Source organism: Enterococcus sp. DIV2419, assembly GCF_051711865.1.
In the GTDB taxonomy this organism is placed as follows: domain Bacteria; phylum Bacillota; class Bacilli; order Lactobacillales; family Enterococcaceae; genus Enterococcus; species Enterococcus faecalis.
On record NZ_JBIONS010000001.1, the window covers coordinates 2,738,013 to 2,761,920 of the forward strand.

21 protein-coding genes are annotated in these 23,908 nt (G+C 40.2%); 2 read left to right on the forward strand and 19 right to left on the reverse strand.

Annotation, left to right across the window (positions count from 1 at the left end; all coding sequences use genetic code 11):
- Window positions 1-10 precede the first annotated feature (10 nt).
- The 14 genes from mnmE to IGI97_RS13010 form a co-directional block, all read right to left on the reverse strand.
- The gene (gene mnmE, locus IGI97_RS12945) at window positions 11-1,408 is read right to left on the reverse strand and encodes a tRNA uridine-5-carboxymethylaminomethyl(34) synthesis GTPase MnmE (protein ID WP_438738764.1); all 1,398 of its coding nucleotides are present in this window, start codon (window positions 1,406-1,408) and stop codon (window positions 11-13) included.
- A 232-nt stretch (window positions 1,409-1,640) separates the two neighbouring features.
- Entirely contained in the window at window positions 1,641-6,875 is a 5,235-nt protein-coding gene (locus IGI97_RS12950; RefSeq protein WP_438738765.1) for an Ig-like domain-containing protein, read from the reverse strand.
- Window positions 6,876-7,616: 741 nt separating this feature from the next.
- Window positions 7,617-8,486, reverse strand: a complete 870-nt coding sequence (citG, locus tag IGI97_RS12955; protein ID WP_002355991.1) for a triphosphoribosyl-dephospho-CoA synthase CitG — start codon at window positions 8,484-8,486, stop codon at window positions 7,617-7,619.
- A gap of 6 nt (window positions 8,487-8,492) precedes the next feature.
- A complete protein-coding gene (locus tag IGI97_RS12960) occupies window positions 8,493-9,665 on the reverse strand; it encodes an NAD(P)-dependent malic enzyme (protein ID WP_033656082.1) in 1,173 nt (390 codons plus the stop codon).
- A 117-nt stretch (window positions 9,666-9,782) separates the two neighbouring features.
- Window positions 9,783-11,180 (reverse strand): oxaloacetate decarboxylase subunit alpha, encoded by a 1,398-nt coding sequence (locus IGI97_RS12965; RefSeq protein WP_002368659.1) that lies wholly within the window; start codon window positions 11,178-11,180, stop codon window positions 9,783-9,785.
- Entirely contained in the window at window positions 11,173-11,709 is a 537-nt protein-coding gene (gene citX / locus IGI97_RS12970; protein ID WP_438738822.1) for a citrate lyase holo-[acyl-carrier protein] synthase, read from the reverse strand. The genes IGI97_RS12965 and citX overlap by 8 nt, the downstream gene beginning before the upstream one ends.
- Window positions 11,702-13,234: a citrate lyase subunit alpha gene (gene citF / locus IGI97_RS12975; protein ID WP_002355996.1), complete on the reverse strand. Its 1,533-nt coding sequence runs from the start codon at window positions 13,232-13,234 to the stop codon at window positions 11,702-11,704. Before citF ends, citX begins: the two co-directional genes overlap by 8 nt.
- Window positions 13,235-13,236: 2 nt before the next feature.
- The gene (gene citE, locus IGI97_RS12980; protein ID WP_438738768.1) at window positions 13,237-14,124 is read right to left on the reverse strand and encodes a citrate (pro-3S)-lyase subunit beta; all 888 of its coding nucleotides are present in this window, start codon (window positions 14,122-14,124) and stop codon (window positions 13,237-13,239) included.
- Window positions 14,112-14,420 (reverse strand): citrate lyase acyl carrier protein, encoded by a 309-nt coding sequence (gene citD / locus IGI97_RS12985; RefSeq protein ID WP_002355999.1) that lies wholly within the window; start codon window positions 14,418-14,420, stop codon window positions 14,112-14,114. The genes citE and citD overlap by 13 nt, the downstream gene beginning before the upstream one ends.
- A 5-nt stretch (window positions 14,421-14,425) precedes the next feature.
- Window positions 14,426-15,418 (reverse strand): [citrate (pro-3S)-lyase] ligase, encoded by a 993-nt coding sequence (citC, locus tag IGI97_RS12990; RefSeq protein WP_438738824.1) that lies wholly within the window; start codon window positions 15,416-15,418, stop codon window positions 14,426-14,428.
- Between the two features lie 32 nt (window positions 15,419-15,450).
- A complete protein-coding gene (locus tag IGI97_RS12995) occupies window positions 15,451-15,585 on the reverse strand; it encodes an OadG-related small transporter subunit (protein WP_002356001.1) in 135 nt (44 codons plus the stop codon).
- Window positions 15,586-15,606: 21 nt separating this feature from the next.
- Entirely contained in the window at window positions 15,607-16,722 is a 1,116-nt protein-coding gene (locus tag IGI97_RS13000) for a sodium ion-translocating decarboxylase subunit beta (protein WP_002383526.1), read from the reverse strand.
- Window positions 16,723-16,751: 29 nt separating this feature from the next.
- Window positions 16,752-17,153, reverse strand: coding sequence for an acetyl-CoA carboxylase biotin carboxyl carrier protein subunit (locus IGI97_RS13005; protein ID WP_002363547.1), 402 nt, complete (start codon window positions 17,151-17,153; stop codon window positions 16,752-16,754).
- Window positions 17,137-17,499 carry a hypothetical protein gene (locus tag IGI97_RS13010; protein WP_002356004.1) on the reverse strand — a complete coding sequence of 121 codons (363 nt, stop codon included), beginning with the start codon at window positions 17,497-17,499 and terminating at the stop codon, window positions 17,137-17,139. The genes IGI97_RS13005 and IGI97_RS13010 overlap by 17 nt, the downstream gene beginning before the upstream one ends.
- 404 nt (window positions 17,500-17,903) lie before the next feature.
- Between IGI97_RS13010 and IGI97_RS13015 the strand changes: the two genes are divergently transcribed.
- A complete protein-coding gene (locus IGI97_RS13015; protein WP_002410309.1) occupies window positions 17,904-19,301 on the forward strand; it encodes a CitMHS family transporter in 1,398 nt (465 codons plus the stop codon).
- A 133-nt stretch (window positions 19,302-19,434) separates the two neighbouring features.
- Window positions 19,435-20,130, forward strand: a complete 696-nt coding sequence (locus IGI97_RS13020) for a GntR family transcriptional regulator (RefSeq protein WP_002356006.1) — start codon at window positions 19,435-19,437, stop codon at window positions 20,128-20,130.
- A 43-nt stretch (window positions 20,131-20,173) separates the two neighbouring features.
- Here IGI97_RS13020 and IGI97_RS13025 read toward each other — a convergent pair whose 3' ends face one another.
- From IGI97_RS13025 to rpmH, 5 genes are all read right to left on the reverse strand, one after another.
- Window positions 20,174-20,896 (reverse strand): response regulator transcription factor, encoded by a 723-nt coding sequence (locus IGI97_RS13025; RefSeq protein ID WP_002363545.1) that lies wholly within the window; start codon window positions 20,894-20,896, stop codon window positions 20,174-20,176.
- 177 nt (window positions 20,897-21,073) lie between these two features.
- Window positions 21,074-21,850, reverse strand: coding sequence for an RNA-binding cell elongation regulator Jag/EloR (gene jag, locus IGI97_RS13030; protein WP_002361456.1), 777 nt, complete (start codon window positions 21,848-21,850; stop codon window positions 21,074-21,076).
- Window positions 21,851-21,864: 14 nt separating this feature from the next.
- A complete protein-coding gene (locus IGI97_RS13035; RefSeq protein ID WP_002356010.1) occupies window positions 21,865-22,692 on the reverse strand; it encodes a YidC/Oxa1 family membrane protein insertase in 828 nt (275 codons plus the stop codon).
- Window positions 22,692-23,048 (reverse strand): ribonuclease P protein component, encoded by a 357-nt coding sequence (gene rnpA, locus IGI97_RS13040; protein ID WP_002356011.1) that lies wholly within the window; start codon window positions 23,046-23,048, stop codon window positions 22,692-22,694. Before rnpA ends, IGI97_RS13035 begins: the two co-directional genes overlap by 1 nt.
- A 203-nt stretch (window positions 23,049-23,251) precedes the next feature.
- Window positions 23,252-23,386, reverse strand: a complete 135-nt coding sequence (gene rpmH, locus IGI97_RS13045) for a 50S ribosomal protein L34 (RefSeq protein ID WP_002356012.1) — start codon at window positions 23,384-23,386, stop codon at window positions 23,252-23,254.
- Window positions 23,387-23,908: the final 522 nt, after the last annotated feature.

Sequence of the window (23,908 nt, forward strand, 5' to 3'; positions counted from 1 at the left end):
CTCTCTTGTCTTATTTTCCTAAACAAAATTGACTAAATAACTGTGTAATTAATTCATCTTGGACACTATCGCCGACGATTTCCCCTAAATAATCCCAACAACGGGTCATATCAATTTGAACTAAATCGACTGGCATACCTGCTTCGATGCCGTTAATCACTTCTTGTAACGAAATCGCTGCTTGATCCAGCAAAGCAATATGACGTGTATTAGAAATATAGGTAGCATCTTTTTCGCCTGTTTGGCCGCCAAAGAAAAGATCAGCAATTTTCGCTTCTAACTGGTCTAAGCCTGTGTTTGACAACACCGAAACGGATAAAATTTCTTCTGCAGGGACTAATTCTTGTAATTCGTTAGGATCTAGTTTTGTCGGTAAGTCCATTTTATTTAAAAGAATAACGCGTTTTAAGCCTTTCGTTGCTTCCAACAGTTGACGATCTTCCTCTGTCAATTCTTCGCTTTGATTTAAGACTAACAAAATTAAATCCGAATCTGCTAACGCTTTGCGGCTGCGTTCGACACCAATTCGTTCAACAATGTCTTCTGTTTCGCGAATCCCCGCTGTATCAATTAATTTTAAAGGAACGCCGCGAACGTTAACGTATTCTTCAATGACATCACGTGTCGTTCCAGCAATATCTGTAACGATAGCTTTTTCTTCTCGTAACAGATGGTTTAACAAACTGGATTTCCCGACATTTGGTCGGCCAATAATTGCTGTACTTAGGCCTTCTCGCAAAATTTTTCCTTGTTTAGCGGTCGTTAATAATTGTTGAATCTGCGCTTTCACAAATTCGGCTTTTTCTAAAAGTAATTTCGTGGTTAATTCTTCGACATCATCATACTCTGGATAATCAATATTAACTTCTACTTGCGCTAAAGTATTTAAAATTTCTTGTCTTAATGAACGAATTAACGTCGACAAGTTACCATCCAATTGGTTCAATGCAACATTCATCGCTTTATCCGTTTTGGCACGGATTAAGTCCATCACTGCTTCTGCTTGTGAAAGATCCATTCGGCCATTTAGAAAAGCACGTTTAGTGAATTCCCCAGGTTCGGCCATTCGTGCGCCTTCACGTAACAGTAATTGCAATAATTGGTTCACCACGACAATGCCGCCATGACAGTTAATTTCTACTACGTCTTCTCGTGTAAATGTTTTCGGCGCCCGCATCACAGAAAGCATGACTTCATCAATCAATTGATCGTTTTGCGGATCAACAATATGACCATAATGAATCGTGTGCGTGGGGACTTTAGCTAAATCTTTAGTGCCTGACCGATAAACTTTGTTTGCAATAGCAACTGCTTGCTCGCCACTTAAACGAACAATACTAATCGCACCTTCACCTGGCGGCGTAGAAATCGCCGCAATTGTATCAAATTCCATTGTAGCTGATTGCATAATTAGCTTCCTTTCTTCATAACAACAAAAAAAGCGCCCACTCCTCCTGCATTAAAAAATTCAGGTTGGATTTAGCACTTTCACTGCTTGTTCCTTCGATTTTCTGAAAATAGAATAGCACATTTTATTCTATTTGGCAATTTTTCTTCATTAAATGGAACGAGAAAACGTATCATTGAGTGGGGAATTCTCAACAATACGTTTTCTCATCTATAGGAATTAAAGGAGAGAGCTAGTTTTTACGTTTGCGTTTGATGATTCCCATGCTCGCAAGGAGTGCGACAAAGGCGCCAAACAAACTTGTTGTCACGGCTGAGGACTCTTTTTCACCTGTACTAGGTAAGTAGCCTGTTTTCCCGTGATTTCCAGTGCCATAACTGATGGTACTTAGTTTAGGGTGGTAGCCACTACCATTTGTACCGAGGCCATTGCCTAGTGAACCTAAGCCAGAACCTGTTGTGCCTAAACCAGAACCCCCATTTGGATTTGAACCTGTGTTTGAACCATTCCCATTATTCCCGCCAGTTGCGCCATTGTTTCCTGTGTTGCCGCCTGTATTGCCGTTATTTCCGCCAGTGTTACCATTGCCTCCTCCAGGATTCGTTGGGTCGGCTGGTGTCATGAAGGTTGTAGCCGTACTGTAATGTCCTGCGCCATCGGTAGCTGTCGCAAGTAAACTTTGTTGAGCAGTCGCTTGTCCCGCTGTTAATTGGATAGCGAAGTTGCCTTCAGCATCGGTGGCACCTACAGCAATCACACTTCTTAATAGTCGGTTACTAATTTGAATGATTCGGTTTGGTTCAGCTGTTCCTTTGATGAGGTAGCCGGCTTTAGACGTTCCTAAAACTGAAGAAACAGTTGGCGCCGCAATTTTAATTTCTGGTTCTCCCGTAATATCGGCTGGCGTCATAAATGTGGTTTTAGGACTCACATTTCCTTGTGTATCTGTGGTTAGTGCGGTTAACGTTTCTTTTTCTGTTGCTAACCCTGCTGCAATATGAACGGAGAAGGTGCCTCCAGTAGTTGTATTGCCACTTGCCAATAATTTTTCACTGCTATTGTAAAATTGAACCGTGACATTTGGATCAGCAGTTCCAGTGACTGTATAGCCATTGGCTTTGTTTCCTTCAACCTTCGTAATAGTTGGCGCCGCTAAAACAACATCCGCTGGAATAACGGCTGTAGCTGGTTGACTTTCATTGCCAGCGCCATCTTTGCTAATAATCGTAATCGTTTCTCCTGGTGTCACTACGCCAGCTGGTAGAGTCACCGTATATTGGCCGGTTTCGCTAGCAGTTGTAGCAGCAATGATGGTTCCGTCTGCATCACGGACATCAATAGTGGTTTTGGGCTCCGCCGTTCCAGTAATTTCGTAACCTTTACCAGAATTTCCGGTAATAGAATCAATGGTTGGTGTGGCTAAGTCGGCTGGTGTAGTTGCTGTAGCCGGCTGACTTTCTTTTCCTGTTGCATTTTTCGCTACGACAGTTATTGTTTCGTTAGCTGAGGCCTTCCCCGGCTCTAAAGTCACTGTGTATTTGCCATCAGTTCCAGTAGTTGCCATGCCAAGGACTGTGCCATCGGCGTCACGCACCTCAACTGTTGTACCAACTTCTGCTGCTCCTACTACTTGATAGCCTTTTGTCGTGCTACCAGTGATTTTGTCAACAGTAGGTGTCGCGACTGGTGCATCTGGATCAGCAGGTGTTTTGAAAGCAGTCGGATTACTTTCTTTCCCAGCAGCATCTTTCGCAATGGCAGTTAAGGCTTCGTTGGCTGTTGCTATGCCCGTCGGAAGAGTGATTGTAAAGGCGCCAGCACCATCAGTCGTTCCCGTAGCAATAACTAAACCTGCTTCATTGTGAATCTTAATGGTGACATTTGGCTCTGCCGTGCCGGTTACTTGATACCCAGTGGCAGTTGTTCCTGTAACAGTCGTCACAGTTGGTGCTGCTACGGTTGCATCTTCAGGGACCGTCACTTCCGTTGGTTGACTTTCATTGCCGTCGCCGTCTTTTCCAACAACTGTTAATGTATCACCAGGATTAGCGGCTCCCGCTGGAAGGTCCACAGTAAAGTTTCCTTGATCATCCGTTGTCGTTGTACCAATAATTGTTCCATCTGGGTTCCGTACTTCAATGGTGGTATTAGGGTCCGCCGTCCCAGTGATTTCATAACCAGTTGTTGAATCTCCAGTAATGTCACCAATTGTTGGTGTGGTAACATCAGCGGGTGTCATAGCTGTAGTTGGTTGACTCTCAAGTCCAGTATCATTTTTAGCAACTACATTCACTGTTTGTTTCGCTGTTGCTTTTCCTGAAGCTAACGTCACAGTATATTGGCCAGTCGGTCCAGTTGTTGCGGTGCCTAAAACTGTTCCGTCTGTTGCACGAACTTCAATGGTGGTGCCAAGTTCAGCGGTACCTGTCACTTGATATCCTTGTGTTGTATTCCCAGTTACTTTGTCGACACTTGGCGGTGCCACTACTTCATCTGCTGGTGTTTGGAAGGTTGTCGGTGTACTTGTATTGCCAGCAGGATCTTTGGCTAACGCTGTCAAAGTTTCATTCGCATTTGCCGTCCCAGCTGGAAGGTTCACAGCAAAGGAACCAGTTCCATCGGCAGTCCCTGTTGCAATCACGTTCCCATCTGCATCACGAATCTCGATGGTAGCATTCGGATCAGCGGTGCCTGTCACCTGATAACCAGCAACTGAATTACCTATTACTCCTGTTACAGTTGGTGCTGTAACCGTGGCATCAGCAGGAACAAGGACTTCAGTCGGTTGACTTTCATTTCCCGCGTTATCCTTTCCAATCACTGTTAACGTATCCCCAGGATTGGTCGTTCCCGTTGGTAGCGTTACAGTAAACTCACCATTCGCATCAGAGGTACCTGTACCAATAACTGCCCCAGCTGGATCACGAACTTCGATTGTTGTGTTAGGGTCTGCTGTTCCTGTAATTTCATAACCCGAACCAGAGTTGCCTGTGATGTTATCAACTGTTGGTGCAGTGACATCAGCTGGTGTTGTCGCCGTTGCTGGTTGACTTTCCGTGCCACTAGCGTTTTTCGCTACAACGCTCAGCGTTTGATTTGCTGTTGCTGTTCCTGGATCTAAAGTCACTGTATATTTTCCGTCAGTTCCAGTTGTTGCAGTACCAAGGACCGTGCCAGCTGCATCGCGAACCTCAATGGTGGTGCCAACTTCAGCAGTCCCTTTGACCTCATAGCCTTTTGTTGTACTACCTGTTACAGTCTCAACAATTGGCGTCGCCACGGGCGTATTAGGATCCGCTGGCGTTTGGAACGTTGTTGGCGTACTTTCTGTGCCGCTGGAGTTTTTCGCTACAGCCGTTAATGTTTCATTGGCACCTGCTTCACCTGCGGGAATGGTAACTGTAAATGCCCCTGTCCCATCAGCGGTACCTGTACCTATCACGGCACCTCCTGCATTTCGGATTTCAACCGTGGCATTGGCATCGGCAGTTCCTTTAACTTCGTAACCTGCCGTTGAATTACCTGTCATTCCTGTGATTGTTGGTGCGGTTACGGTTGCTTCATCCGCTGGCGTTTGGAACGTTGTTGGCGTGCTTTCTGTGCCGCTGGCGTTTTTCGCTACGGCGGTTAACGTTTCATTGGCACCTGCTTCACCTGCGGGAATGGTAACTGTAAACGCTCCTGTCCCATCAGCAGTACCTGTACCTATCACGGCACCTCCTGCATTTCGGATTTCAACCGTGGCATTGGCGTCGGCGGTGCCTTTGACCTCGTAACCTGCCGTTGAATTACCTGTCACTCCTGTGATTGTTGGTGCGGTTACGGTTGTCTCATCCGCTGGTGTTTGGAACGTTGTTGGCGTACTTTCTGTGCCGCTGGCGTTTTTCGCTACGGCAGTTAACGTTTCATTGGCGCCTGCTTCACCTGCGGGAATGGTAACTGTAAATGCCCCTGTCCCATCGGCGGTCCCTGTGCCTATCACGGTGCCTCCTGCATTTCGGATTTCAACCGTGGCATTGGCATCGGCAGTTCCTTTAACTTCGTAACCTGCCGTTGAATTGCCTGTTACTCCTGTTACGGTAGGTGCGGTTACGGTTGCTTCATCCGCTGGTGTTTGGAACGTTGTTGGCGTACTTTCTGTACCGCTGGCGTTTTTCGCTACAGCCGTTAACGTTTCATTGGCACCTGCTTCACCTGCGGGAATGGTAACTGTAAACGTTCCTGTCCCATCAGCGGTACCTGTACCTATCACGGCACCTCCTGCATTTCGGATCTCAACCGTGGCATTGGCATCGGCAGTTCCTTTAACTTCGTAACCTGCTGTTGAATTGCCTGTTACTCCTGTTACGGTAGGTGCGGTTACTTCACTAGTAGTACCTGCAGCAAAATAAATGTTGGATACACCGTCTGCTGTTGCTAATAAATTAACGTCTAAAAGATCTGTTTGAACGACTGTTCCTACAAAACGAGCATCTAAATTATTGGATAAATTTTGAGGTGTTGAAACGGTAGTTGGTAAAGTAACCGTAGTTGCGCCTAGTAAAGAAGCATCCACTAACTCATTCACACCTGAACCACCAACCGCTAATAAAGGCAAAGCACCTGAAACAGCCACGTTTACCGTGCCTTTGACAGGAAGCAAGGCTGCATTTATGGCTGTAGCGACAAGATTACTTGGGATACTGGTTCCTTTTGCCTCCAAAGCTTGAACTGCCGCATTCAAATCTTGTAAGATGTTTGAAACATTTTGGGCTAAAACTAACCCTAAACCATCACTAATTGGTGCGCTAATGTATGAGCCGTCAGCTGCTAATGTTTCCGGAGCTGTAAATGAAGCAGCACCTAAGTTTTCAATGTTATTCACTAATTCCAACTGACGATTCACTTCCGTCAAATCAATATCAACACCAGTTAAATTCCCTAACGCTCCACTGGTAATTTGAGTAATGACATTGGTTAAATCATTGGCTGCATTCAAAACGGCGGTCAAAAAAGTAACTTTTGAAAGATCAATCGTGACATTGGTATTGATTGCTGCGCTGCCTGCTGCAGCTACATTTCCTCTTAACTCAGGAGGAACCACTAACACCGCTTGTTTTTGTCCACTAAACACAGCGGAAGCATCTGCTAAAGCGCCACCAGAAACCGTGAAATTAACTGGTTGATTTTGGTTTGCGGCTGTCCAACGATTACTCGTTGAAGTGCCACTGTCATTATTTGACGTAACATTTGATAATAGTTCGATATCCAAGACCGCTGCTGATGCACTGATTGTGCCAGAGGTAACAGCTATACTTACAGGGATTGCTAATGACGTAAATAATAAACCACTTGATATTGCTAAATTAAGCATCTTGCGTTTTGTCCATTTTTTATGCTGACTTTTCCGATTAAAATCCTCAACAATTTTCTTTTTCATCTGATCGTCCCTCTTTTCTTTAAAATAAACGATAAATACCAAGATCATTAGCTTCCCCTAGTTGTTCATCTCCCCCTTTAGCGATTTAAATGGATTTAACACCTGCAGTTTAGTACATTTCCTCAGCTTTTCAAAATATAATGCTGTGAATTTTTATATAAAAATTCATTTGATAACAAGCATCCTGGATATGTTAAAAAACTCACTAATTCATTAGTGAGTTATTATACAATGAGAGGAAAATGAGGAAGTTTATACATTTCTCCCCAATCATTAAAGATAAATAAATTATTTTATTATAACTTATCGTTTGATAAATCGATAATTAAATAACGGAAAATTTTTTTATTTTTTTGAGAAATTCCACTATTATTTTTTCTGCTTCTTTGACTGTTTTTATCAATTTTATGGCTGTAAGTCATAAAAACTTTACATCAAAAAAATGACTCTAATCTATAACAATTTTTTCTGTTTTTAAGATTTTTTTTATGAAATTTTTTATATTAAAAAAATTTCATAAAAAAAGGCGCCAGCCGTTTTTGAACGAATGCCGCCTTTTAGATAAACAAAAACCTGATTCTAAAAGAATCAGGTTTAGGAAAAGCAAATCAAGATTCGCTTCAACTGTTTATCATCGTATTTGTATACTCTGATAAGAATGATTTCGTAATAAAATATACTGTGTTTCGTGGTATTTGTCAATCGCTTTCTTGAATTCTCTTGAGACCTTTCCATAAGCATATAAGGTCAAAACAACTGACCAAATCAGCGTTGTAACTATCTTTTTAATTAAGGCGTCAGCCAATTTAATTTCATGAGTTTATCTAAAAACACCACCAAAATTAAAGCATCTGCACTGCCACCAATACTCCAATTTTTTTCTTTGAATAAGTGATTCAATCTTTCTAAACAAAGGGTTCCCCGTAACGTTTGTGTCCCCCCTAAAGCAAAATATTCCTGAATTAACGGTTGATATATTTCAAAAATTTGGACATTTTGACTTCGTTTAATCAAATTCGTATCCTCAACATAGAGCGATAAATAAAGGAGCGTATCAATGAGTTTTTGTTGTTGTGTGCCTTGATGTTTTTGATAATAAGGCACTCCCTGTTCAAAGACAGCGGGATAACCTTGTTGCGCCTCACCACGGATTCCAGTCAAGCCATGCTGAACAAATAGTCGTTCACCCCAAGTTAGTTTTTCTAGCTCATTCGTAGCGAGGTTTTCAAAGTCAGCCAATAAGTCTTGCGTCATTGTTTGAAGCGTTTGTTGAAACAATTGTAAGGTGCAAGGGGTCTCCCAAATCATTAAACGACCACAGATAGCTAAAAAAATACCTAGAGAAAAAATCGCTCCTTTATGTGTATTGATACCTTCTGTTGCCTCAAACATCGCTCGTTCTGCTTCTAAACCAACTTGTCGAATTGCGCGAAATGTTGCCTCAATCGGCAAATGACGTAGCTCTGTCCCAGCTTGAACGAAGGTTTCAAAATAAGGAGTCAAAACCACACTACTTTCTAAAAAAGTGAAAACATCCATATCTTGATGGGCGCCTGCATCGACTGGATCCACCAAGCCTGGTTTATTTAAACAGGTCACTTCATAGAGTAGTGCCAATTGTGCTTGCTGCGCTAATTTACTCCTTGCTTGCTTTGTCATTGCCTTTTACGTCCCTTCTTCTGCCGTGGTCTTTTCTTGTTTTATATAGTCTAGTACAGCATTAAAAACCGTGTCAACTACGCCGCCATCAAATACATTAGGTATGAATTTTTCTGCTGTGGGTTCTGAAATCATAGCGGCCAAGCTTCGTGCTACTGTCATTTGCAAACCGACATCGACTTTTCTGCCTTTCGCTGCCAATAACCCTTTAAAAAGACCTGGAAAAGCTAAAATGTTGTTCACTTGATTCAGATATTTGGAAGAACCAGTTGCTAATAAACGGACGCCATTGGCTTGGGCGAGGGCTGGTTCAATTTCTGGTTTAGGATTTGCTAAAGCAAAGATAATTGGGTCTTGGTTCATTGATTTAATCAGGGCTGGCGTTAGCACATCCGCTTCTGATAAGCCTAAAAAAACATCCTGATTGACGACAGCTGTGGCTAAATCTTTATTTTCTACTGATGGTTTTATTACCTGTCGAAGCAAAGCACGTTGGTAAGGATTCAATGTCGGGTCTTCTTCTCTTAAAACACCTTGGCGATCTACTAAGGTGAGATGCGTAATCCCCGCTTGAATACATAACTTAGCGGTCGCTACACCAGAAGCACCAACTCCGTTAATCACCACACGTAATTCATTTAAAGGTTTTCCTTTAATTTTAGCTGCGTTAATTAGTCCAGCTAAAACGACGATGGCTGTTCCTTCTTGGTCATCATGATACACAGGAATGTTCAAACGTTGTTGAAGTTTTTCTTCAATTTCAAAACATTTTGGTGCAGAAATATCTTCTAAATGGATTCCTGCAAAACTATTTTGTAAATTTTCAATTGTTTGAACCATCTCGTCAACTGATTTTTGTTCCAGTGCTAAAGGAATAGCATCGACCCCCGCCAAATTTTTATAAAGTAAAGCTTTGCCTTCAACAATTGGCAAGCCCGCTTGCGTGCCCATATTGCCGAGACCCAGAACAGCTGATCCATCTGTAATAACCGCAATTAACTTACCACTAATGGTCCACTCGCGCGCTAATTCATGATTTTGGGCAATCATTAAACTCAATTCTGCGACACCAGGTGTATACATTTTGGCTAAATCATGATGGTTTAATACCGCTTCTGTTGCTTCAAGACTTAGCACACCAATATTTTTTTGATGAATTGCTAGAACTTCTTCTAACACATTGTCACTTCCTTTCACGGGCTGCCTTTTTTCTATTTGATGAAGCAAGGGTTTGAACAACCGTTATCGTCGCTCAAACCCTTGCTTCTTTATACATTTGCGGAGCACTTGCCCGTTCTATTCTGGCAAGTCAAGTTTGACTGTCACTTTCTGTAACGGTACATCGTAAAAAGGATCTTCACGACGTCCTAAAAAGTCTTTTCCTTGTTGTGGGAACATCGCATATAATAGGACATCCTCTTCAGATTTTGCATATTGTTGGATTTCCTTTTCTAAACTATGCAACTCTGGTTTCAATAAATCCGCTGGTCGACAAGTGATTACCTCTTCATCCCCAATGATTTTTTGCTTAATCTCTTCTGCGATAGGTGCTGGTGATTTGCCATATTCTCCGCGCACATAATCTTTGATTTCATTCGGTATTAAGGAATATCTTTCCCCAGAAATCACATTCATTAAGGCTTGTGTTCCGACCATTTGTGAAAGCGGTGTAACTAGTGGTGGATACCCTAAATCCGCTCTTACTTTAGGTACTTCAGCTAAAACTTCTTCATATTTGTCTTGCAAACCTTGCTCCGTTAATTGACTTAATAAGTTTGATAACATACCACCAGGCACTTGATAAATCAAGGTTTTCGGTTCCGTATCTTTAACTTTAGGGTTTAAAATGCCTTCACTTCTAAAACGATCACGAATCGGATTGAAATAGTCAGCAATCTCTGTTACTTTTTCCATATTTAAACCTGTTTCAAAGCCTAAATCTTCTAACGCAATGGCTACAGATTCTGTGGCTGGTTGACTCGTACCGCCAGCGAAAGAAGAAATAGCTGTATCGATGATATCCGCACCTGCTTCAGCGACTTTTAAATAGGTCATCTCAGAAATACCACTAGTCGCATGCGTATGCACCTCTAAAGGTAAATCAATGGCATCTTTCATTTTGCTCACTAATTCAAAACCAGTTTGTGGCGTCAAAACGCCTGCCATATCCTTAATACAAATGGAGTCCGCTCCTGTTTGACTTAATTCTTTGGCTAATTTTACAAAGTAATCGATGGTATGAATTTCACTCGTAGTATAAGAAATCGCTGCTTGACAGTATCCGCCAGCTTCTTTTGTTGTTTGAATTGCTGTTTGTAAATTACGGACATCATTCAAGGCATCGAAAATACGAATAATATCAATCCCATTTTCAACTGATTTTTCGACAAAGGCCCGAACCACATCATCAGCGTAATGACGATATCCTAGTAAATTTTGTCCTCGTAATAACATTTGAAGTTTGGTATTTTTAACTTCTTTGCGAATTTGGCGAAGACGTTCCCAAGGATCCTCGTTTAAATAGCGGACACAGGAATCAAACGTTGCCCCGCCCCACATTTCTAATGCATGAAATCCTGCCTCGTCCATTGTTTTAATAATCGGCAGCATATCTGAGGTTGGCATCCGTGTTGCAATTAAACTTTGTTGTCCATCCCGTAGCACCGTTTCTGTAAAACGAATTTTTTTACTCACTTGGCTGCTCCTTTCGTGTCAAAATTATTTCTGTTATTTTTTCTTGCATTGCTTCAAGACTGTGACGTCGATTTCGTCCACAGACTTTCGCCTCTTCTTGGCAAATAAAACAGCGCCGTGGTGGCAAGCCTAAATCTCCTCGATGAAAGCTTTTTAGCTCCTCATTTCCCCATAAAACATCTAGGTCCACTAAACGACCATAAGGATGTGTTTCTTCAATTTTGACCATTCTTTGTTTTAACTCTTGCGGGGCTAACGAAACCGCCAAATAATATTCAGGCCCTGTCTTTTCATTCCGGTAAAAATTAACAATCGGTACTTGATCCAGCAATTGTTGCTCGACTTCGTCAATTACTTCTAAAAAAACAGCCGTTAAGGTGGGCGAATTTTTTACTTCTCCAGGAATATTCATTGTGGCAGATAAGAGACTAGCTTCTGGTGCTGTTTCTAACAACTCCTTCTGTGTGGCAGCTCTTTGTTCGCGAGCATCCAACATCTCTAAAAGTGTTACTTTTTCCCCATTAAACATTGCGTACCACATCAATTAGACTACCATCTCGGTATTCAATTAACGCAACAACTTTGTCTCCATATTTAATTGGTTCCGGGGTGCCAACAATGTTGTAGGCTTTGTCTTTCAACTCTTCTAACGTAAACTGAGGAACATCTAAGGTTTTAAAACAATCAATTAAGTCTGTTCTTTTGGGATTGATTGCAATGCCGACTTCCGTTACTACGACATCGACACTCGTACCTGGTGTAACGACTGTATTTACTTGCTCAACGATTGTTGGAATCCGTCCACGAACAAGTGGTGCAATCACTAGACTCATTTTACAAGCCATACTTGTATCGGAATGTCCGCCAGAAGCACCACGGATGACACCATCTGAACCAGTAATGACATTTACATTAAAATCTGTGTCCACTTCTAAAGCAGATAAAATAGCTGTGTCTAATTGATTAATAACCGCCCCTTTGCTAAGCGGTGAAGCATACATATTGGCATCAATTTCATAATGATTGGCATTTTCCCCTAAAGAAATAGCTGATGGATGATCAAAGTCTTGGACGTCAATAATTTTTTCTACTAAGCCTTCTTCCAAAAGTTCCACCATTGCATTCGTAATTCCGCCTAAAGCGAAACTTGCTTTAATGCCATCTTTAAGCATTTGTTCTCTCATGAACCGCGTAACTGCTAGTGAAGAGCCACCTGTTCCTGTTTGGAATGAGAAGCCTTCTTTGTAGTAAGGAGAATGTGTAATTATTTTTGCGGCATATTCAGCAATCAATAATTCTTTAGGATTCTTTGTAAAACGTGTCGCGCCTTTGGCAATTCCATCTGGATCACCAATTGCATCAATTTCTACCACATAATCAACATCTGTTTGTGGAATACTAATAGGGGTATTAGGATATGGTACTAATGTGTCAGTAATGATGACCACTTGATCCGCATATTTTGCATCGACCATCGCATATCCAAGAGAACCACAGGTAGCTTTTCCTTTGGTTCCATTCGCATTTCCATAAGCGTCTGAACTTGGTGCACCTAAGAAAGCTACATCAATATGGATATCACCTGCTGCTACTGCCCGTGCCCGGCCACCATGTGAACGAATCACCACAGGATTTTCCATGATACCTGCTGAAATAGCGGCGCCTACTTTATCTCTCAAACCTGAAGAAGTAATGTTGGTGACTACTCCATTTTTAATGTGTTCGATCAAAGGTTCATGAACATTTGCAATTGAACTAGGTGCAATCGAAATGTTTTTCAGCCCCATGGCGGCAATCTCGGCTAAAACTAAATTCATCACATAGTCTCCTTCACGGAAATGGTGATGGAAAGAGATGGTCATGCCATCTTTCAACCCTGTTTTTTCAATTGCTTCACGAATACTTCCTAAAAGTTTTGTCTCCCGAGGTTTCACTGGTTTAATTGCTCGGCTCGCTTCTTGATAAGCATCAATGTGTGCTAATTCTCCTTCATAAATGCCGTATTGCTCTGCATAAGATTGAGGAATGTCTTTGCCTACTTTATTTACTACCATGTCTATATTTCCTCCTCGGTAATTAATTTAGCCGCCAATGCTAACGCAATGACCCGTTCAGCTCGTTCAACAATTGGTTTATCAACCATTTTTCCATTTACGGAGATAACACCGGAACCTTTTGCTTCGGCTTCCCGAATGCCCCAGATTACTTCCTTAGCATTCTGGATTTCTTTTTCTGTTGGCGCATAAATATTATTAACCAATGGGATTTGACGAGGGTTAATCACCGATTTCCCATCGAAACCTAGCTGTTTAATCAAACGAACTTCGGCTTCAAAGCCTTCCGTATTGTCTACATCTGAATAGACCGTATCAATAGCCGCAATCCCAGCTGCTCGAGCGGCATGTAAAATCATGCTACGAGCAAAGAATAGTTCTTGGCCATCTGGATGGCGCCGTGTTTTCATATTGGTAACATAGTCTTCGGCGCCTAACGCGATGCCAATCAAGCGAGTTGAACTTTTGGCAATCGCGGGCGCATTTAGAACACCTTCAGCCGATTCGATAGCAGCCATCATTTTCGTTGTTCCTACGGGAATGTCATTTTGCTGTTCTACTTCTGTAATGACTGCCTCGACATCAATGATATCTTGGGCTGTTTCTGTTTTTGGTAAACGAATCACATCAACACCAGCTAAGACCATTGCTTCAATATCTTCTGCGCCACCGGCCTCTAAAGCATTGATCCGAACAACAATTTCAATATTGCCATAATCGAAAGTTTTCAAAGCAGAATGGACTAAAACACGGGCAGAGTCTTTTTCTTTTAATGAAACTGCATCTTCTAAATCAAACATGATTGAATCTGCCCCATACAAAGGTGCATCTCTTAGCATTGCTGCGTTCGCTCCAGGGACAAACATCATTGTTCTTCTTAAACGTTCCATGAGTCCAACTCCTTCCAATCATATGTTTCTTTTTCAGCGCCTCGATGTAAAACTGTAATCATCCGAGCTTTGATCGTACAATCTAATGCCCCTTTATCAATCGCCTTGACCGCAACGCCTTGGACATCTAAATGTTCCAAAGTTGTCGTAATCACCTGACGAATTTGATTGCCAAATTGTTTTTCGACACTACTTTCTAATTCAATGGTATTTTCTGTTGATTCAATGGGTTGGACGGTAATCATAATATCACTTGATTCTACTGTCCCTGCAGTAGCATTTTTGATAATCTTCACTTTCTTCACCTCATTAGTTTCTTGTGTTCTACTAAGTATTGATAACTTGTTGCTGGTAAAAACTTCTTGAGTGTCTCTTTGTCGCCTTCAGCCATCGCTTTGCGAACTTTCGTCGCACTAATCAGCTCTCCACCAATCGCTAATCGCGGGACAATGGTTAGCGTTATCGTTTTTCCGAAAACTTGTTGCATTGCTTGATTGTAGACATCGGTCACTTCTGAATAAGGCTCTTCTCCCACATAACGTTGCTGAATTTCAAGTATTGGCGCAATTCTTTCTTTAAATAACGTTGCATCAAGCGTTGCTTGAATTGCAGCTACCTCTAATGGCGCTTTTTCTTTCAAAAAATAGGTAGGAAAAGTCGCAGACGAAACTAAGTAATCTTCTGTAGATAGGACTGTCACATTGGGTAAATGGGCTACCCCTTTTTGCACCATTGCGAAACGTGCTTCTTTTGAAAACAGCGATTTATCTTCAGATAAAACAAACACATAAACGTGCGGACTTTCTTTGGCTGCTTTTTCGACTAAGTACTGATGGCCTTTCGTAAAAGGATTTGCATTCATGACAATGCTACTGGCTGGCCCTGCTTTTTTATGCTGTGTCAGGTAATCAAGATAATCGGCAAAATCTGGTTTGCCTTGCTCCATAAATAGCACCTCTTGATTCGCAACCACTTTTTGAAAGCCTAGCGACTGAAAAATTTGTTCATTTTTTGGTTTTGTATACAAAAAACTGTGTAATTGGTTTTCTTCTCTCAGTTTTTCAAGTAGATGAACCACCAATTGGGTTAACAAATTTTCAGATTGATATTTTTTACAAACGGCCACGCACTTAATCGTTTTGCCTGAAAGCGAGCCAGAGGCTATTAATGCTGTGTCATCATATATGCCAACGGTGTAATCAAGTGCTTCTGTCGTTTGCAATTCGGCTTTTTCCATTAATTCGCGCCAAGCTTGATAAGCTTTTTTATCTTTTTGCAACCAGATTCTTTTCATTGTATATACGCTGCTCACAGCAATAACCTCCTTTATTTTTTAATTGGAAATAATTTTGTTAGTAATTTAGATGCTAGATAAATGATAAATAAAACAACGAAAACGCCGCCCCAACCAAAACCTAACAGTTCAAAAGCAATTTTTAAATCTTCCATGTTAACAGACATGTATTCGTTCTCCTTTCTGTCCTATGTTAAAAAGGCTAATAGTAAGCCACCAGCAATTACAGAAGCGATTTGTCCTGAAACGTTGGCACCAGCAGCATGCATTAAAATAAAGTTTTGTGGGTCTTCATCTGTAGCCATTTTTTGAATGACCCGACTAGACATTGGGAAAGCGGAAATACCCGCAGCACCAATCATGGGATTGATTTTTTCTTTTCTAAATAAATTCAAGAATTTAGCAAAAAGCACGCCGCCGACTGAGTCCATAATAAAGGCGACTAACCCTAAGCCAATAACCATCAATGTATCGACTTTTAAGAACTCTGCATAGTTCATGCTAACGGAAATAGATAGTCCTAGCAAGATACTAATAATATTTACCAATTCATTTTGAGCTGTAATGGATAAACGATCCAAAACGCCACATTCTCTTAATAAGTTCCCAAACATTAAGAAACCAACTAATGGTAATGACACCGGCGCAATTAACCCTGCGACAATCGTAATAACAACCGGGAAAAGAATTTTCGCTGTTTGAGAAACTTCACCGGCCCGATAAGTCATACGGATACGACGTTCGGCTTTCGTCGTCACTGCTTTAATCGCTACTGGTTGAATAATCGGAACTAACGCCATGTAGGAGTAAGCGGCAACCATTATGGCCCCCATGTATTTTGAATGTAAGGTATTTGCTACGAAAATAGACGTTGGACCATCAGCGGCACCAATAATCCCAATCGAAGCAGCATCGTTTAAATCAAAACCTAATAAAACAGCCATAATAACTGTAAAGAAAATCCCAAACTGTGCAGCGGCACCAAACATCAACATAAACGGATTTTGTAACAATGGACCGAAATCAATCATTGCCCCAATCCCAATAAATAATAATAACGGGAATAATTCTGTTTTTATTCCAAAATCAAAAAGAACATTAAACGGACCTGGCTCGCCGCCAGCGCTCAATACGCCGGAATTAGGAAAGTTCACTAAAATCGTTCCTAAACCCATCGGCACTAAAAGTGTTGGTTCATACTCTTTTTTTATTCCTAAATACATTAATAGTCCACCAATCAGCATCATCACAATGCGTCCTGGTTCTTGGCCCATTCCTATAACACCTTGAATCAGTGTCTCCACACAAATCACTTCCTCTTCTTAAATTAATTCTAGTTAATTGTTATTAATGGTTCCCCTGGATTCACAATTTGGCCTTGGGTAACATGAATTCCTGTTACCGTACCTGCTTTTCCTGCAACGATTTCATTTTCCATCTTCATTGCTTCTAAAATTAACAATGGTTGGTTCTCAGACACCGTATCACCAACATTGACTAATACTTTTAACACAGTTCCTGGCATTGGCGCAGGCATTGCATCTGCTCCTGCTGGGGCGGCTGGCTGTGCTGCTGGCGCTGGGGCTTCTTCAACAGCAGGGGCTGGTGTTTCTGTCGTAGCAACTGGCGCTGTTGGTTGTGGCGCAACAGGTGCTGGTTGTGGGACGCCACCGATTTCTTCCATCTCGACTAAATATTCTTTCCCATCAATTGAAATTTTAAATTTGCGTAACATAATGATCCTCCTCAAGGTTTTGTTTTGAAATTCTTTTGACAACTAGCTGAGACTCTTCTGAAAGCTCTGCAGCTATACTGGCTGCAATAATGGCAACTTCTTTTGCTTCTGGATTTCGTTTTGCGATTTTTTTGATAACAAAACGACTTTCTGGAAACTCTCCTGCTGCGATGGCAGTGGCCACAATACTTACCAATTGATATTCTTTTGGCTCAGCAGGAATATATGCTGGTATATCTATCCATCGCTTTTCCAAGTTATCCGCTTCACGTTGGATAACGCTTTCATTAATCTCGGTATCCTGTGTGTGTTGCTCTTTCTTGAATAAGGACTTAAATAGGCCCATATTGTCTCTCCTTTCACTAATTCTTGGTATACGTTCATTATAGAAAAAACCGTTAAAAAACCTAGTGAAAACACTAGCTCAGATTGTTCTTTTATTGTTTATTTTGTGAAAAAAACTCTGTAAACATTGGTATATAAGCATTTACCAGCCGTTAAGATTCTATTAATATTATATTAAGTTATTAATAAGAATTTGATTGTTGAATTGTTTTTTTGATGTTCTTTTTGTTTTAGGCTATTTATTCTCTGCGAAAGTTTGTATATTCTCACACTATAGACAAACACAAAAAATATTTTTTGTTGTAAACCAGAATACTGTGAAACATTTCTCATGGCTATTCTTTTTTATTAACACCGGTTGTTAACGCTTACAAAAAAGTTCTAAAAAAAGAAAGGAAGAAAAACATGTTACTCACTATTTTAGCTTATGGTATGATTATCATCTTTATGTATGTAATCATGAAAAAGAAATTGTCACCGTTTACATCTTTAGTAATTATTCCTCTTATTTTTACTTTGATTGCAATTGCAACTGGAGTAGCGAGTCCGCCACCTGGTGCTGACGGTGTTGTCCCTGAAGTCAACATTGGGAATTTCGTCTTAGATGGGATTTCAACTACTTCAAAAACTGGTATTATGTTATTATTTGCCATTCTTTACTTCTCTATTATGTTGGATGCTGGTTTGTTTGACCCAATCACTAAAAAAATGATTTACTTTGCTAAAGGCGATCCAATGAAAGTCTTGATGGCTACTGCGGTAGTTGCTGCTGCTGTTTCCTTAAACGGAGATGGAACAACCACGACCTTGATTTGCTGTTCTGCGTTTATTCCCATCTACAAAAAACTTAATATGAAATTGATGAATTTAGGTGTGCTTGTTATCTTACAAAACACCATTATGAACTTATTACCTTGGGGCGGTCCAACAGCTCGTGCCATGGCCGTACTAGAAGTTGATGCCGACATTCTTTCTTATTTAGCACCTGGTATGATTTTATCTGTATTGTATGTTATCTTCTTTGTTGCTTATCGCATGGGGAAAAAAGAACGTGCTCGCTTAGGCGTGACAACGCTTACTGATAAAGAATTGGAAGAAATGACTATTGTTAACGATCCTGAGTTATTAGAAATCCGTCGTCCAAAGAATTTTGCATTCAATGGTATTTTAACGATTATCTTAATCGGTTGGTTAGTCCTAAGTTCATTCGTTGGTCAATTAGGTTTGCCTTCGTGGATTGAAATGCCACCGCTATTATTATTCCTAGTTGGTACTTGTATCGCTTTAATGATTAACTATCCAAAATTAAAAGATCAAAGCAGCCGTATCAGTGCAAATGCTGGTGATGCTGTGCAAGTAGTTATCTTAGTTTTTGCTGCTGGCGTCTTCATGGGCTTATTCCAAGGTTCTGGTATGGCCAATGCCTTAGCAAATAGCTTTGTTAATATTATTCCAAAACAATTAGCCGGCGCTTGGGGCTTAGTGATTGCGTTCATTTCAGCACCAGGAACATTCTTTATTTCAAACGATGGTTTCTATTTCGGTGTCTTACCAGTCCTAGCAGAAGCTGGACGTTCTTATGGATTTGACAATATGTCTATGGCTTTAGCTTCCTTAATGGGGCAAGCGTTCCACTTATTAAGTCCATTAGTGGCATTTATTTACTTGCTATTACGTTTAACTGGTTTAGATATGGGCCAATGGCAAAAAGAATCGGCAAAATATGCCTTAGGAATTTTCGTTATTTTCGTTGTTACAATTGTTGCTTTAGGTCACATGCCTTTATTTATTCCACAAAATTAAACGTCGTCGCTGAAACCGTAGGAGTACCTTTTCTCCTCGGTTTTCTTTTCATTTTGTCTTTTCTTGCGTTATATTTTCATTTTTAATATTATATTTATTATCTATAAAAATAACCTATAGGGAGGTGCCTCATATGAATCCAACGGTTGAAGCAGTAAAACGGAACTTAGATTTAACTAGCAGTAAACCTCTAAAAATTTGTACCTATGAAGCCTTTAAGAAAACCATTATTTTAGGGGATATTCCTGCAGGTGAACGGATTAATGAAAAAGAATTTTCCGAGCAATTAAACATTAGTCGGACGCCCATTCGCTTTGCTTTACAAGAATTGGTCAAAGAACAATTGGTGGAACATATACCTATGGTGGGTATCGTGGTTAAAGGGATTAGTATGAAAGATGCTTATGAAATTTATGATATTCGTAAATCTTTGGACACTTTAGCAACCATTAAAGCCATGGAACTCATGACACCAGAAGATTTTGATGAATTGGAAGCCTTACTTCTCGAAGGAGAACAATACAATAAAAATAACCAAGTAGATGACTTACTACAGAACTTTTCAGATTTTAATTCCTTTATTTATACTAAGAGTCAGATGCTACGTTTAAAAAAAATTGTGACTGATCTCCATGCTTACTTAATCTATTTCAGAGATATTGCGATTCGTGCCTCAGAACGTCGTAGTATTGCCCTAGAAGAACATTGGTTAATTTTCCGCGGAATGAAAACAAAGAATATTGACCAGATCACACTTTTAACCCATGAACATCTAAATCGTTCGCTTCAATTTATTTTGAAAGAAATGGAACGTCGGCAAATTGAATAAGCAAAAAAGGCCCGCAGTCGCTCGTGCAACTGCGGGCCTTTTTTCATTTTTTTTGTACGCAACCATCTGGCGTAAAGGTATAACCAATGCCCCAAACGGTCCGAAGGTAACAAGGTTCTTTCGGGTTTTCTTCTAATTTACTTCGTAAACGATTAATAAAAACCATAATCGTATTCGCATCGACATCCCCAGTACCCCAAACACTGCTGTAAATTTGTTCTTTAGAGAATACTTGCTCGGGATTCTCCAGAAAAAATTGAATTAATTGAACTTCTTTCGAAGACAATGAAATAGGTAAATCCTTTTTAAATAGTTGATAACGACCATAATCAAAACGGAAATCGCCTACCTGTAGCTCTTCTTTTTTATAAACATTCAATTGTTTTCGAATCATTCGAGCTCGATTCAACGAAGCAATCACCTGAGCCTTAAAAACATTCAAGGAAAAAGGTTTCGTTATATAACTATCCACGCCCATTTCCAAGGCTGCAATGATATCCTCTTCTTCTTTTTTGCTACTAAAAAAGATAATTGGCACTAGTGGATATTTCTCTCTAATCATTTGGACTAAGTAGTAACCATCGCTGTCATGTTCCAAGTTATCATCTAAAATGAACAAATCAAAGGTAACTCTGGACACGATATCTTTTGTTTTTTCAATTGATTCACTTTGGTAAATAAGAATACCTGTTGATTGTAATGCTTTCCAAATCAAGCGACGAACTGCTGCATCATCATCTACAACCAGTATTTTCTCCGTACGCATACCTGTTGCTCCCCCTACGTCTCTTTACAAAACTTTTTCATTTGAATTTACTACTGGAGTAATTACTGATTATCATAACATAAAAAAAGAAACGGAGACGGCTAAAAAATCATTTAACAAAGAAACGTTGGCAACTATTCAGTCCCTGCTGAGAGTTGCCAACGTTTCTTTGTTTGTTTAAAAATACTTCTTAACTGGTTCAACCACTAAATACCGATAAGGTTCATCCCCTTCAGAATGGGTTTTGATTTGCTCATCTTTACTTAGCGTGTGATGGATTTGTTTTCTTTCAAAAGCCGGCATTGGTTCCAAGAAGACTGGCCGCCCAGTGCGTTTGGCTTTTTCCGCGGTGCGTTTCGCTAAACGTTCCAAAATTTCATGACGTTTTTCACGATAATTTCCGACATTCACAACAATCGATAGCTTATTGCTTGCAATGCGGTGAATAAAGACTTGCGCTAAATACTGTAACGCATTTAACACTTTTCCGTGTTTTCCAATTAAGATACCTTGTTTTTCTGTTTCTAAATGGAAGATAATATTGCCATTCTCGCGCGCTATGCGAACCATGGCAGGGGCGTTCAGTTCATTTGAAATATTCGTTAAATACATCGCTAATTCAGTAATAGCAGCTTCATCTTCCAGATTTTCTAAAGAATGTGTTGATTCCTCTGAGAGACTAGGAATTGCTTCGGTTAATTCCTCAACTGCTTCTTCCACTGCTGTTGCTTCATCGGCAACAACAATATCTTCCACTGTTTCTTCGACCGCTTCTGTGACTTGCTCACTAATCGTTGGTTCCATTGAAATTTGGGCAAGTTTTTTTCCTAGACCTAAAAATCCTTTTTTTCCTTCGTCTAACACATCAATTGTAACATCCTCTTTGGTTAAACCAAGTGCTTGTAAGCCTTTCTGCGTTGCTTCTTCGATTGTATTTCCTTCATAAATCGGCATCTGAACGACCTCCTTTATTTTTTCTTCCCTTTTTTCTTAGGACTTTTTGCTCGTTCAAGCGCTCGCTCCCGTGCTTTGGCTTGACGTGCTGCTTCCTCCCGCTCTTTACGGATTTTGAATGGATTGTTTAATAACAATGTTTGCCCTGTTTGGAAGGCATTTGAGACCACCCAGTAAAGAGATAAACTGCTGGCTAATGAAATCCCCATAAAGAAGATCATCGCTGGCATAACGTAATTCATAATTTTCAGTGAGGCATTTGTTTCTAGTTGGCTCATACTTGAAAGATACGTACTAGCAAACGTAAAGACAGCCGCTAAAATCGGTAAAATTAAATACGGATCCGGCTTATCGAGGCTTAACCACAAGAACGTTCCTTCTTTTAACTCAGGCACGCGTGAAATGGCTTGATACAAAGCCATCATGATTGGTAGTTGAACCAACAGTGGTAAACAGCCAATGTAAGGATTCACATTATTCTCTGCATACAAACGTTGCTGTTCTTCTCGGAATAAGCGTTGTGTTTCAGGATCTTTTGAAGAATATTTTTGTTGCAAGGCCTTTAATTGCGGTTGCAACTCTTGTGTTTTACGCATACTCTTCGTTTGGAAATGCATCAACGGCAATAAAATAATCCGGATGACTAACGTAAATAGGATAATCCCAATTCCGACACTGCCGCCTAATGATAGGAACTTAATCGCTTGGGCAAAATAATAAACAATGTATCGATCCCAAATTCCTGTACTACTTTCACTTACGGGCGCGGTTCCGCAGGCGGATAAAACAAAGACTAAGGTCACTAACCCAGCCATTAATAATAAGCGCTTATACTTCTTCACTACTCAATTCCCTCTCTTACATCTAATATTTTAGCTAAATTTAACACATGTGTTAAATTAGCTTTCACTTCTTCAGACGATAACTTTTCCAATCCTGGACGTGCAATCACGATAAAATCAATTTCTGGAGAGATACGGTCTTTTAATTGAAATAAACTCGCGCGGATTTTCCGCTTCACAGCATTTCTTGTGACCGCGTTTCCAATTTTCTTCCCAACAGAAATCCCCACTCGAAAATGGGCTTGTTGTGGTTTCTCTAAAACGTACACCACGAAACGACGATTTGCACAAGATTGTTTTTTATTAAACACCTGTTGAAATTCTTTTTCTTTCTTGACACGGTAGGACTTTTTCATCGGCATCCCTTTGTTTCTATATTTTTTTACTTCTTAATAATAATAGCATATTTCCGCTCTTTTTTAGTAGCCTTTTCTATAGAATCCTGCTTTCTTTTATTGAAAACAGAAAAAGAACCCTTAGTTATCTTCACATCTTCCAAAAAATTATGGAGATAACTAAGGGTTCTTAGAAATTGACTGTTTAAAAGACCAGACCATCATTAAGCAGAAATAACTTTTCTACCTTTACGACGACGGCTTGCTAATACGCGACGGCCATTTTTAGTGCTCATACGTTTACGGAATCCGTGAACTTTTTGGCGTTTACGTTTGTTTGGTTGATACGTTCTTTTCATGCAATTACACCTCCTGAAATTGTAACTATCCATCAATATATAGACATACTTTGATAGTATAACGAGTAATAGGGTCTTTTGTCAATAAAATTTAAGAAATATTTCCTGAGAAAGATTCGTTTCAATTATCCACAAATTAAATTTTCCTGTGAGTAGCTTGTGGATAGTTTTTCACATTTTTTTCTGTTCACAGCCATTTTTCCACTAGTTTTACACAAAAAAACAGCCTGTTAAAAAGTTTTACACAGGTGTTTTTTCAGCTGTTGATAAGTTCTTGAAACATGATTGTGTCAAGCTTAATTATTCTCAACTTTTTGTGGATAACTCATTCAACAACCACTTTCTTCCGCAAGTGTCGACACCCTGTGGAAAACTTTTTTCACCCTTGTGTACTTTTTTTCCACATTGAACAATTGCTTGTGGAAAAAGTTTTAAAAAAATGCTAAAATCGACTATGCTCATTCTTTTAAGTTATCCACATTTTTTAGATAACCAAAATTTAAACATATAGGAGGTCACTGT

Coding starts and splice junctions, on each gene's coding strand:
- mnmE (WP_438738764.1), bottom strand. CDS start 1,408: ATGCAATCAGCTACAATGGAATTTGATACAATTGCGGCGATTTCTACG.
- IGI97_RS12950 (WP_438738765.1), bottom strand. CDS start 6,875: ATGATCTTGGTATTTATCGTTTATTTTAAAGAAAAGAGGGACGATCAG.
- citG (WP_002355991.1), bottom strand. CDS start 8,486: ATGACAAAGCAAGCAAGGAGTAAATTAGCGCAGCAAGCACAATTGGCA.
- citX (WP_438738822.1), bottom strand. CDS start 11,709: ATGTTTAATGGGGAAAAAGTAACACTTTTAGAGATGTTGGATGCTCGC.
- citF (WP_002355996.1), bottom strand. CDS start 13,234: ATGGTAGTAAATAAAGTAGGCAAAGACATTCCTCAATCTTATGCAGAG.
- citE (WP_438738768.1), bottom strand. CDS start 14,124: ATGGAACGTTTAAGAAGAACAATGATGTTTGTCCCTGGAGCGAACGCA.
- citC (WP_438738824.1), bottom strand. CDS start 15,418: ATGAAAAGAATCTGGTTGCAAAAAGATAAAAAAGCTTATCAAGCTTGG.
- IGI97_RS12995 (WP_002356001.1), bottom strand. CDS start 15,585: ATGTCTGTTAACATGGAAGATTTAAAAATTGCTTTTGAACTGTTAGGT.
- IGI97_RS13005 (WP_002363547.1), bottom strand. CDS start 17,153: ATGTTACGCAAATTTAAAATTTCAATTGATGGGAAAGAATATTTAGTC.
- IGI97_RS13010 (WP_002356004.1), bottom strand. CDS start 17,499: ATGGGCCTATTTAAGTCCTTATTCAAGAAAGAGCAACACACACAGGAT.
- IGI97_RS13015 (WP_002410309.1), top strand. CDS start 17,904: ATGTTACTCACTATTTTAGCTTATGGTATGATTATCATCTTTATGTAT.
- IGI97_RS13020 (WP_002356006.1), top strand. CDS start 19,435: ATGAATCCAACGGTTGAAGCAGTAAAACGGAACTTAGATTTAACTAGC.
- IGI97_RS13025 (WP_002363545.1), bottom strand. CDS start 20,896: ATGCGTACGGAGAAAATACTGGTTGTAGATGATGATGCAGCAGTTCGT.
- jag (WP_002361456.1), bottom strand. CDS start 21,850: ATGCCGATTTATGAAGGAAATACAATCGAAGAAGCAACGCAGAAAGGC.
- rnpA (WP_002356011.1), bottom strand. CDS start 23,048: ATGAAAAAGTCCTACCGTGTCAAGAAAGAAAAAGAATTTCAACAGGTG.
- rpmH (WP_002356012.1), bottom strand. CDS start 23,386: ATGAAAAGAACGTATCAACCAAACAAACGTAAACGCCAAAAAGTTCAC.